Annotated in this window: 10 protein-coding genes; 8 read left to right on the plus strand and 2 right to left on the minus strand. The window is 43.4% G+C overall.

Going from position 1 to position 12,191, the window contains the following annotated elements; all coding sequences use genetic code 11:
- The first annotated feature begins 18 nt into the window (after window positions 1-18).
- The 7 genes from ileS to C7Y71_RS00460 all read left to right on the plus strand — a co-directional run bounded on the left by ileS (window position 19) and on the right by C7Y71_RS00460 (window position 7,569).
- Window positions 19-3,432, plus strand: coding sequence for an isoleucine--tRNA ligase (gene ileS, locus C7Y71_RS00430; RefSeq protein WP_111898678.1), 3,414 nt, complete (start codon window positions 19-21; stop codon window positions 3,430-3,432).
- Between the two features lie 43 nt (window positions 3,433-3,475).
- Window positions 3,476-3,856, plus strand: coding sequence for a TraR/DksA family transcriptional regulator (locus C7Y71_RS00435; RefSeq protein WP_111898680.1), 381 nt, complete (start codon window positions 3,476-3,478; stop codon window positions 3,854-3,856).
- A gap of 71 nt (window positions 3,857-3,927) precedes the next feature.
- Entirely contained in the window at window positions 3,928-4,569 is a 642-nt protein-coding gene (locus tag C7Y71_RS00440) for a lipoprotein signal peptidase (protein ID WP_111898681.1), read from the plus strand.
- An 11-nt stretch (window positions 4,570-4,580) separates the two neighbouring features.
- Entirely contained in the window at window positions 4,581-5,552 is a 972-nt protein-coding gene (locus C7Y71_RS00445) for a DUF4296 domain-containing protein (protein WP_111898682.1), read from the plus strand.
- 17 nt (window positions 5,553-5,569) lie between these two features.
- A complete protein-coding gene (locus tag C7Y71_RS00450) occupies window positions 5,570-5,773 on the plus strand; it encodes a hypothetical protein (RefSeq protein ID WP_111898684.1) in 204 nt (67 codons plus the stop codon).
- A gap of 10 nt (window positions 5,774-5,783) precedes the next feature.
- Window positions 5,784-6,773, plus strand: coding sequence for a hypothetical protein (locus C7Y71_RS00455; RefSeq protein WP_146739442.1), 990 nt, complete (start codon window positions 5,784-5,786; stop codon window positions 6,771-6,773).
- A 25-nt stretch (window positions 6,774-6,798) separates the two neighbouring features.
- Entirely contained in the window at window positions 6,799-7,569 is a 771-nt protein-coding gene (locus tag C7Y71_RS00460; protein ID WP_111898686.1) for a ComF family protein, read from the plus strand.
- A gap of 27 nt (window positions 7,570-7,596) precedes the next feature.
- Here the strand turns inward: C7Y71_RS00460 and C7Y71_RS00465 are convergent, their stop codons facing one another.
- Entirely contained in the window at window positions 7,597-9,681 is a 2,085-nt protein-coding gene (locus C7Y71_RS00465) for a ComEC/Rec2 family competence protein (protein WP_146739443.1), read from the minus strand.
- 11 nt (window positions 9,682-9,692) lie between these two features.
- Window positions 9,693-11,507 carry a peptidase U32 family protein gene (locus tag C7Y71_RS00470; RefSeq protein WP_111898688.1) on the minus strand — a complete coding sequence of 605 codons (1,815 nt, stop codon included), beginning with the start codon at window positions 11,505-11,507 and terminating at the stop codon, window positions 9,693-9,695.
- Window positions 11,508-11,651: 144 nt separating this feature from the next.
- Between C7Y71_RS00470 and hpt the strand changes: the two genes are divergently transcribed.
- Window positions 11,652-12,185: a hypoxanthine phosphoribosyltransferase gene (gene hpt / locus C7Y71_RS00475; protein ID WP_111898689.1), complete on the plus strand. Its 534-nt coding sequence runs from the start codon at window positions 11,652-11,654 to the stop codon at window positions 12,183-12,185.
- Window positions 12,186-12,191: the final 6 nt, after the last annotated feature.

Raw genomic sequence — 12,191 nt, forward strand, 5'->3', positions numbered from 1 at the left:
AAGATAATACATTATTAAATGAGTAAGAAATTCAACGAACAGTCAAAACTCGACCTCTTCAGCGTGAATGAAGAGGTGTTGGCTGAATGGGATAAGCAGGATCTTTTCCATAGGAGTATGTCTGAACGCGAGGGATGCCCCGAATACGTGTTTTATGAGGGACCTCCCTCAGCCAATGGGCACCCGGGCATACACCATGTCATGGCACGTACCATCAAGGACGTATTTTGCAGATATAAGACGATGCAAGGCTTCCTGGTGAAACGCAAGGCAGGGTGGGATACTCACGGTCTGCCTGTGGAACTCAGTGTGGAGAAAGAACTCGGCATTACAAAAGAAGATATCGGAAAAAACATCTCGATAGAGGAATATAACAAGAAGTGCCGTGAGAATGTAATGATGTTCACCGAAGAGTGGACACGACTCAGTCACCTGATGGGCTACTGGGTGGACATGGAACACCCTTACATCACATACGAGAACTCCTATATCGAAACACTATGGTGGTTGTTGAAACAACTCTATCAGAAGGGACTGCTCTACAAAGGCTATACCATCCAACCCTATAGTCCCGCCGCAGGAACCGGTCTCAGTAGCCACGAACTCAACCTCCCTGGCTGCTACCGTGAGGTGAAAGATACAACAGCAACAGTTATGTTCCGCATTCTCGATCCAAAACCGGAAATGGCAGAGTGGGGCGAACCGAACTTCATCGCTTGGACAACCACACCATGGACATTGCCTTCAAATTGTGCCCTCTGTGTAGGACCGAAAATCACATACGTTTGCGTACAGACATACAATCCATATTCTGGAAAACCTGTCAGTGTGGTTCTCGCAAAAGACCTTGTAAGCGCTTATTTCAAGCCTGAAGGCGAAACACTCCCGATGGATGAGTATAAACAAGGTGACAAGATTATCCCTTATCGTGTCACAGGCGAATGGAAAGGTACAGAACTCGCAGAAATGCACTATGAGCAGATTCTGCCTTATGTAAATCCGGGTGAAGGTGCCTTCCGAGTTATTTTAGGCGACTATGTTACGACAGAAGATGGTACCGGTTTGGTACACATAGCAGGCACATTCGGTGCTGACGACGCTTTCGTGTCGAAGCAGAACAATGTACCCGCCATGCTTCTTATTGATAAGAAAGGCAAGCAAGTGCCAATGGTTGACCCACAAGGACGTTTCTACCGCATAGAGGACCTTGACGAGGAATTCGTCAGGAATAGCGTAAATGTTGAGCGCTACGCAGAATTCGCAGGTAGATACGTCAAGAATGCTTACGATGACAATCTGACCGATAAAGACGAAACGCTCGATATCAGTCTCTGTATGGATATGAAGGCTCGCGGACAAGCCTTCCGAATCGAAAAACATGTGCATAGTTATCCGCATTGCTGGCGTACCGACAAGCCTGTGCTTTACTATCCGCTCGATTCATGGTTCATCCGTTCAACAGCCGCGAAAGAGAGAATGATGGAGCTCAACAAGACCATCACATGGAAACCCGAATCAACAGGAACTGGACGTTTCGGAAAATGGCTCGAGAACCTTAATGACTGGAATTTAAGCCGTTCAAGATTCTGGGGTACACCACTTCCAATTTGGAGAAACGACGATGGCGAGGAAATCTGCATCGGAAGTATCAGTGAACTCTATGATGAAATAGAAAAGAGTGTGCATGCTGGTATAATGAAGTCAAATCCTCTGAAGGACAAGGACTTTACCCCGGACGACTACAGCAAGGAAAATTACGACAGAATAGACCTGCATCGCCCGTACGTGGACGATATTGTCCTCGTTTCTCCAACTGGTAAGCCTATGCACCGCGAAACAGACCTTATCGACGTATGGTTTGACAGCGGTTCCATGCCTTACGCACAACTTCACTATCCTTTCGAAAACAAAGAACTCATCGACAGCCGTTCCTATTATCCCGCCGACTTTATCGCAGAAGGCGTTGACCAAACGAGAGGCTGGTTCTTCACGCTCCATGCCATCGCAACGATGGTGTTTGACAGTGTGGCATTCAAGAATGTCATAAGTAATGGTCTTGTTCTTGATAAAAAGGGAGAAAAGATGAGTAAGCACCTTGGCAATACCGTAAACCCATTCGAAGCCATCAATAATTATGGTTCTGATCCGTTAAGATGGTACATGATTACCAACTCTTCGCCTTGGGATAATCTCAAGTTCGATGAGGCAGGCGTTCAGGACGTGGCACGTTCCTTCTTCGGAAAACTCTTCCAGACATACAATTTCTTTACCATGTATGCCAATGTGGATGGTTTTACAGGCGATGAACCACAAGTAGCGTATGAAGAAAGACCGGAAATTGACCGCTGGATTCTTTCAGAACTCAATTCGCTCATTGCTAATGTTACGACAGATTTCAATGAGTATGAACCAACCAGGGCAGGACGACAAATAGCCACTTTTGTGGTGGAAAACCTGAGTAACTGGTTCGTGCGCCTAAGTAGGAAACGCTATTGGGCTGGAGAGATGGATGCCGACAAACTCAGTGCTTATCAGACACTTCATACCTGTCTGCTAACCATCAGCAAACTAATGGCACCAATCGCACCGTTCTACGCTGACAGACTCTATAAAGATCTCTATAGCGGTCTGGCAAAACAAGGTGCCGACAGTGTGCACCTCGACAAATTCCCTGTTTGTGACGAAGCACTCGTAGATAAAGCGCTCGAACAGCGGATGAACCTTGCGCAACGCATCACGTCAATGGTTCTTGCACTCAGAAAGAAAGAACATATCATTGTTCGTCAGCCCCTGCAGAAAATAGCTGTTCCTATCGCAGACCAGCAGATAAAAGAAGCCATAAGTCTCGTAAAACAACTGATTCTTGACGAAGTGAATGTCAAAGAACTGCAGTTTGTAGAAGGCGACATGATATCCAAGAAAGTGAAATGCAACTTCCGTGTTATGGGCAAGAAGTTCGGTAAGATGATGAAGGCAGTGGCTGCGGCTGTAGCAGAACTTTCGCAAGAAGACATCGTTCGTCTTGAAAAAGAAGGAATGTTGCAACTCGTGGTGGATAATCAGAATGTCAGCATTGAACGTGAAGATGTGGAAATCGTAAGCGAAGATATGCCCGGATGGACCGTTGAACATGACGGCACCATTACTGTTGCCCTCGACTTGACCATCTCCGATGAACTCAAGCGCGAAGGTTTGGCAAGAGAAGTTGTAAAACGCATCCAAACATACAGGAAAGAGAGCGGTTTTGAAATAACTGACAGAATAACTGTGGTGTTCTCTGACAACGAAACTCTGAAAGCAGCAGTAGAAGAACATAAGGAGTATATTGCAGCGCAGGTACTTGCAAATGAAATAAGATTTGCTGATATAACCAGCGACACGACCTTCGATTTCGATACATTCAAAGTTGATGTTGATATAACAAAGAACTGAAACTAAGATAAATAATATTAACAGATTTAATAAATACGTTTCTATGGAAAGTCAGCGTTATAGCGATGAGGATCTTCAGGAATTCAAAGAACTCATCATGAAGAAATTAGAATTAGCAAAAGCGGACTACAACCAGATAATGGACACCTTGACCGGAAGAACGTCTAATAATGTAGACGATACATCGCCCACATACAAGGCGCTCGAGGAAGGTTCGCTAACACAGTCGAAAGAAGAACTCACCACAATGGCAGCCCGACAGCAGAAGTTTATTCAGGGACTTCAGGCAGCCCTCGTGCGTATAGAAAACAAAACGTATGGTGTTTGTAGAGTAACAGGGAAACTTATTCCCAAAGAAAGACTGCGTGCTGTGCCTCATGCAACGCTTAGCATTGAGGCGAAAAACATGCGCGACCATAAATAATAGACATGCTACGACATGAGCCCCGTCCATAATCTTTGGTGGGGCTCTAATTAACTTTTCAAAAACAATAAATGAAGAAAAGAACGCTTGTCGCCATCATTGTCACAATAGCGATAGTCATTGTTGACCAAATTATAAAAATTGCTGTAAAAACCAATTTCAGGCTGCACGAAACTATTGAAGTGTTTCCTTGGTTCAGACTGTCTTTTGTGGAAAACGAAGGCATGGCGTATGGCATGGACTTCATAGGAACGCTCTTCTTGACCGTTTTTAGGATTGTAGCAATAGGGCTTTTCATCTTTTTGCTTGTAAAATGTGTCAAACAGCAGAAACCTGTCGGGTTTATCATCTGTCTGGCTATGATTATTGCAGGTGCACTGGGTAATGTGATTGACAATTGCTTATATGGACTCATATTTAGTGAAAGTACACCTTTCGAAGTGTCTCATTTTACGAGTTTTGACAGTGGAAGCGGTGCATTCCTGGAGGGCAAGGTGGTGGACATGTTCTATTTCCCGTTATTTACTTGGCCAGAAAGTATACCTCTCGTAGGTGGAAGAGTCTTCTTCAGTGCCATCTTCAATTTTGCTGATGCAGCCATCACATGTGGCGTAATAGCCATGTTGCTCTTCTATTCCAGATCATTATTCAGTTCTGACAAGAATAGTGATAAAAGTGAAACAAAAACTGAAGAAAAGATAGAAACAAACTGATTGTCGTCAACATGAGGTGGCTTCTGTTCATAACAGGTACTTTGTTCGTATTTCTGTCTGTTTCATGTTCAGACAGACCCGATGGTGTGCCAAAATCCAAGGAAATGGTAGAGGTGCTTCTTGATTATCACATTGCTGACGCCATGGCAATGCAGAAGGGAGACAATACGGCTTTTTCACAACAAATCTATACAGATGCTGCTTTGAAGAAACATGGGCTGACGAGAGAACAATTCCATCAGTCGCTGCAATATTACGAAAGACATACTACGAAACTTCTTGCCATCTATCAACACGTGGAAATGAGGCTCGCAGAGTTGGCTCCCGGAGCCAATGTAGGTGCAGTAACAACTGATAGCGCAGAAAATATATGGAATGGTAAGCCGTCGTATGTGTTAATGTCAAACCAGAAGAACAGATTGACATTTGAAATGGCTCCACCGAAAAGTGTGAAGCCAGGATGCAGGTTGGAGTGGAATTTCAATGTGCAATGGCTATACAGAGAAGGCAACCGAACGGCCGACGTCCTCTTAGTGTTAGTCTATGAAGGCGATTCCGTCGTTACGCAATATCAGCAACTCTTTGGTAGCGGGAAACAGAAAGTTTCAGTCTATGTGGGCGACAAACCTTTGAAATCTATCAAAGGACTTATCTATCAAGATGCCAGATGGAGTGCTAAGCCAAAAATCTTGTATCTGTCTTCTGTTGCCTTATATATAAGGAATGAAGGTGTAGCAAAACAGAAAAATACCATTGCGATGCCTCAAGAACCTCAGTCCCTGCGCGTTCACAGAAACGATAGTGCAGCTCACGATTCGGGGACGACGCGCATCCCGGGTAATTCGCCTGCAACACCGCCTTCAGCACCACCTGCAACAGCACCTGATTTTGTAAATAATTCAGGAACTGTTTCCAAACGTGCACTTGAATTACTTGATAGTGCAGAAAAGAAAGATGGTAGAGACCAGCCTCATTTCAAATAATTACTTCTAAAACAGGAATGATAAAAGATGACATCGACAAAAGAATAGCTGTTCAACGACTACACCTCAAAGATGGCACAGTGTTGAATAAGCATGTCGTGGAATTCAAGAACGGGAAACCCCTCTGTATCTACCCACTCAGGCAGGAACTGCCTCAAACAGCATGGATACAAGGCGATTTCTATTTGTCAGAAGCAACAGACCTCATCAATAATTTATGATTAACAAGTTATGAGAACAAAACTTGTACAATATGACTTGAGCTTTTCAGCGAGGTGTCTTTTTCTTGTGGTTGTCTTTGTCTCTGCCTGTTTGACATCTTGCCATTATTACCGCCCTAATCAGGACTATCTTCTGCCTGCGAAAGAAGGAATGGTGGACAGCATTTCATTCAACGCAAATTATCATTATTGGAAAGGATTTAAGTTTCAAACTGTAGATACACTATTTCTGAAACTCAAGGATGCTAACAGTCTTTCCACTTTTGTGGTGAATGTGGATACCATCCTTCCGGGAACTTCAGTCGTAGTGGCAGATATCGTGGTAAAACCTCCATTGCCTTCTGGTGAAATAAGCGACAGTACTCAAAAAATGGTAAACGATAGCCTATGGGTCAGCGTTGTGCAATCAGCAGAAAATCATGGATGGCTTATGGAAAAGGATTTAAGAGATAGAGCAATTCCTGATGATCCTATCTCATTCTTTATATATAGGTTCAGCGGTTGGAGAACAGCCGCAGCCATTATATTTGCGATAATACTTGCCGTGGCATATTTTGCCGTCAGACGAAAAGACCATGCTAAAGTCATCAAGAACATAGTGGAGGCGCTTACTTCGCCGTATGCTGTTATGATGACATGTGCAGCAGGTATTTTGGGAATGGTGTATGGCTTTTTAGAAAGTAATGCGCCCGATGCATGGCAACATTTTTTCTATCATCCCACCATCAACCCCTTTGCAGAAGGCATACCGTTCGTTCTGAGGCTGTTTGTGGCGATGATATGGATAAATCTCGTGCTTGCCGTTGCTGCATTTGACGATGTAAGGTGCAGAATGTATCTTTCAAAGGCTATTCCTCAAATCTTAATAGTCTATGCAACATCACTTATTGTTTACGTGGTCGTGGCTTTTACTTCTAATTTGTATGTTGGCCCGGCAGTTTTAGCTGTATATGCGTTTTGGGCAATAAGGAATTGTCGAAAAAATTGGAAGAACGATTAGTTGTGGAGGCAATAGACTTCTTTGCATGAAACTTTTGAACACTTTGTCGCAATTGGTGAAAGATGTGGAAAACATACTGTTCCCACGCTCTTGTGCCGTATGTGGCAGAAGGTTGAATTCCGCAGAAGATTTTATCTGTAGTAATTGTTATCTTGATCTCCCTTTTACACAGATTAGGGGGCAGGAAGGGAATGTTGTAGAACGTCTTTTCTGGGAACAGATAAGAATAGAGCGTGCGAGTAGTTTCTTATGGTATAAAGGTGGCGCAAAAAGCATTCGTCCAGTCCTATCGTTGAAGTATAACGACCGTCCGCAATATGGCATTTATTTCGGAAAAATCATGGCGAATGACTTGAAAGATACGGGATTCTTCGACGGCATTGGTTCCATAATACCAGTGCCATTGGCAAAGAAGAAAAAGCGTAAGAGAGGATATAATCAGAGCGAATATCTTGCAAAGGGGCTGAGCATGATAACTGGAATTCCCGTTCGCGATGATGTGGTTCGAAGAATCATCGCCAATCCTACACAAACACGCCTTAATGCTGAACAAAGGAAGAAAAATGTGGAAAACATCTTCAAATTGGTTAACGGAAAAGCCATAGAAGGTAAACATGTTTTACTCCTCGATGATGTTATAACGACTGGTGCAACTATTCTGTCATGTGCAAAGGAACTTGACAAAGTTGAAAATCTTAGGATTAGCATTTTGTCGTTAATGCTTGCCGGAAAGCACGCAGATGTCATTGGCGATGCCAAACCCAGAAATGTGGAATGGGTAAATGTTTATGAGTAGCAATGTTTACACTCTAAAGGAGGTGTTCTATAAATGGACAACAAGTGCTCCACTTTCTTTCATGTCTTTTATAGTTACATTCTTTTCTCTTGCTGAAACTTTCCACATTAGCCTATATTTATCACCAAGCGATGAACTGATGACAAGCGTTTTAGGCGAGTAGTGTTCCAACGCAGAGGCAGGGTCGCCACTGAAGCCTTTTGTAACGTATAGATAATCAACCTGAGCAGTTGAATCCCTGCTTCTTGCAATTTTTCCGGTAAGTGCTATGACACGTTTGTTATGAAATGAAATAACTGCAGATTTTGGTTCTTCTTTCAGCAAACTGTCTGTTGCTTTCGGCAGGTCTGTCAGAGAACTGAAAAGAATGGAAGCATTGCCCTTGACGCTGTCATAGCCTTCTCGGAGTTGGACTGGTGTTTTAATGTTTTCTTCCTCCCAGAACGTCTTTTCAATGTAACTCAGCGAGCGTGTGGCATCGCGTCCTTGCTGCCAGAGATAAGTATCTTCTTCATTGTTGATGAAATGTATGGCATTGCCGCCATAGAGATTGTAGAACACTATCTGCGGTTTAAGACGGTGCGGGCGATGGGCGTAACTTTCAGAAATAATGATGAAAGTGCAAATGATAGTGGCTACAGGATAGAGTGTTTTTCGCTTTTTTCTGAAGAACAGGTATAGAAATATCAGACAGTAGATGAGTAGTACGCTAACTGCTGTGGGGTAGGGCTTGAGATGTGAACCAGGCAGTTCGGCAAAGAATGTAAGTGTAGCCTCAAGCATTTTCAGTAATCCATTTAGAGGAATGGCAATAAATTCGGTAGCAAAGGGCAAGATAAAAAAGAGTATGGCTCCAACGAGGATACCGTAAGCAAAAAATACCAATACAAGATTCACTATCAGGCCATAAACCGGGAAATTGTGGAAGTAATATGCCACGAGTGGAGCCGTCCCTATTGTGGCACAGAATGTAACACACAGCGAGTCATGGAAAAAACGCAGAACTTTATATCTTGCAACCACCTTTGGGCATGGAATGATCGGAAAAATCCAGAGTATGGCAAGCACTGAGGCGTAAGAGAGTTGAAAACCTACGTCGAATAAAGATAATGGGTTGATAATCAATATGATTATAGCAGATAGTGCCAAGTTGTTTATTGAGAAAGCATCGCGGCGGAATATGATCATTATCTGTGCCAGAGAGAACATCAGTGCCGCCCGCTGTAAGGAGATTGGAAGACCTGCAATAAAGGCAAATGTCCATAACAGAGCGATGCCGAGTATGCTTAATACAATACGAAAATATCTGTTCCGGGTGCGACGCAAGAATGTAATATTGAATATTGAGAACAGAATACCCAGATGAAGACCGCTAAGTGCTAATAAATGACTGGCACCGACCTGCGAGAAAATATCTTGTACTTCTTTGGTAAGTTCGTTCTTGTCGCCTATAGTCATGGCTGCAAGAATTGCTAAAGACTGTCCCTCAAAATATTCAGAATAACGTGATGTTAGTTTTTCTCTTACTTTGCCGCCCCACTGACGCAGGGATGACTTTCGCTCGGTGCCGTCTCGCTTTTTGTATTGCCAGACATATCCCGTACCCGAGATGCCTTGTTGAAGCAAATAGCCCTTGTTGTCGAATTCATGCGGATTACCGCTGTTTTGAGGTGCATCAATCTTGGTATGAACGAAAACCTCGTCGCCTGTTGAGATGTTTACACTGTCTGGAAAATAAAGACGCAATAGTTTTCCCTCATATTTACCTGATAGTATTTTTGCGTCAACACGTTGAGAACGCTCGCTATGTCGGGGCGGAGAAGTAATGCCAATCAGATAGTCACCTTTATCTTGAGGCCAATCAACTTGTGTCGCGTTAATTCTTTGTAAACATAGTAAAGCCCCGACCGACATCAACGTCATGCCACAGAAAATGTAAAGACAATAATCGGAGTATTTCTTGGAAATGATGTATTGCGACAATATCAGACCAACCATTGATACAATCATAATTGCAGCAACCACAGCCGTAGTGAAAATTCCAGAGGCATAATATGCAGTAACTATGCCGACTGCAAAAGGGATAAAGAAGAGTACTAACGGATGTCGCAAAGGATAAAAATCTATGTGGTGATACGCATTTCGCACTTTGTGCAGTCAAAGTTAAGGGAAAAACGCCTGCCGTCTTTAAGGCGGAGGTACAACGGCTTCTTGCCAAGCGTACCGCCACCGTCTTTCAGGCACGACTTCATAGCCCGACGAATGCAATATTTGCACGTCATTATCTCGCAGCCTTTTTCAGGTGCCAACTCGAAAGCCGGAGTAGCAGTCATTCCTGTGTCAATTTTATAGCGTTCTGCCGCAAGACGGTTACTGATGTTGGCTTCGTATGTATCAGGCATTGTCGATGATAGCATTTTGCTGTCTGAAGTAGCATGTCGATAATCTATCTTCCTTGTAATTCTGTGTGCTCGAAGCAGTTTTTCAATAACTATCCTGCGCCATTTTCCCAAAAGCGATGCCGGTATGAAGCAATCAGTTCTTATATCTATCTCTGTTGCCTTAAATATCGTACCTCCAAGTCGTGACAACTGCTGTTGAATCTGTTCATGTTGTGCTTTTTTTGCTGATTGATGATCGGCTTCGAAACGCACAGAAACGTGACGTCCGCTCTTGTCAGAGACATCTAAGACGAAACCATCTGCCACCTCGCGAAGCGTCATTTTCAAATCTAACTCTCTATAGCCCGTTTTACCTTCCATCTGTTTCTCAAAATCAGCATCGTTGTTACGGAATAGTATGGTGCCAGCAGGTATGTTGACTTTGCCGAAAGGATACACAATGTATCCCGAAACTCTGTTTACGCGAAAACCTTGCAATTCGTTCTTTTCATTGTAGAAGCACAAACCATCGCCTGCATGGAGTACAACATCTTTCCCGAGTGTAACTTGAAAACCATTCCGCATAACGTCCTTGACTGAGCCTATCTCCTTTCCAACCATCTTGGGCGTAAAGAAGTTCTGAATTTCAGAGCCATCTCCTTTCAGAAAATAGTCGGTAAATCCACGGTTGAAAGCCTTGTGTAAATCTGGAAAGAACATGAACCTATGGTGACCGGAAGACGCCCGTCGGTAGTCTTTGTTTCTGCTACTGAGTATCTTATCTATGTGCTGTCGATAGTATGCGGTAACATTTTTCACATAGTTCGCGTCTTTAAGTCTGCCTTCAATCTTGAAACTGCTCACGCCTGCGTCCATCATTTCCTCCAAATGCTTTGAGCGGTTCATGTCGCGAAGTGAAAGCAAATGTCGATTATGTATTATCTTGTTACCTTTCTCGTCTTCAAGGTCGAATTTTAATCGGCAAAACTGTGCACATTCGCCCCTGTTGGCGGAGCGTTTGAAGCAATGTTGTGACGCATAGCACCTGCCGCTGTAACTCACGCACAAAGCACCATGCACAAAGGCCTCGATAGGAATATTGATACTGGAACTTATCTCTCTGATTTGTTGCAAGTTGAGTTCTCTTGCCAAAACGATTTGAGAATAACCGGCCTTTTCCAATGCAATGGCTTTTTCTGCCGTGCGGTTGTCCATCTGTGTGGAGGCATGGAGGGCTATGGGCGGTAGGTCCATCTCAAGCAAGGCTGTGTCCTGAACAATCAGTGCGTCAACGCCGATGGCATACAATTCATGCACCAAACGCTCTGCTTCTTCAAGTTCGTCGTCATAGAGAATAGTGTTCAGTGTTACATAAACCCGAGCATCAAACAAGTGGGCATATTCGCAAAGTCGTTTAATGTCTGCCAGACTGTTCCCCGCTGCGGCTCGTGCACCAAAACTTGGACCACCTATATACACAGCATCAGCGCCATGATCTATGGCTACCAAACCGCATTCCAAATCACGGGCGGGACTAAGTAATTCAATCGTACGCATCACACCGCAAAATTAACGCTTTTCATTGATAATATCGTTCCTTTTTAATTTTAATCGTAAGTCTGTTATTTTTTCTCAAACTTCAAGTCAAGTTCAATAAGAAAGTGTTAATTTTGCGTAAATTTTAACTTCAATCTTTCCACCATGAAATCCGTGCAAGTACTCGACAGAAAGTTCAACCTGTATCTTAAAGAGGTTGAGATTAAGCAGAGAATCAAAGAAGTCGCTCAACAAATCAATACCGATTTGGAGGGAAAAACGCCACTGTTTATCTGTATTCTCAACGGTGCATTCATGTTTGCTGCTGACCTCTATAGAGAAATAACATTACCATCAGAAATCACTTTTGTAAAGGTGGCGTCATATCAAGGTACGTCTTCCACAGGGAATGTTACAAAATTGCTTGGGCTCAACGAGAGTATAGAAGGTAGAACAGTTGTCATCGTGGAGGATATAGTTGACAGCGGCTTGTCCATGCAGCACATCTTGGCATATCTCAAGGAAAAGAATCCTGCTGAAGTACGTATCTGTGCGATGCTTCTCAAACCCGGCAATCTGAAGGTTGACCTCGACATTCCATATTGCTGCTTTAAGATTCCAAACGATTTCATTGTGGGCTACGGACTTGATTATGACGGGCAGGGCAGAAACCTTAGCGATATATACGTTGTAGAATGATAAAGC

This window comes from Pseudoprevotella muciniphila (assembly GCF_003265305.2).
GTDB lineage: Bacteria > Bacteroidota > Bacteroidia > Bacteroidales > Bacteroidaceae > Alloprevotella > Alloprevotella muciniphila.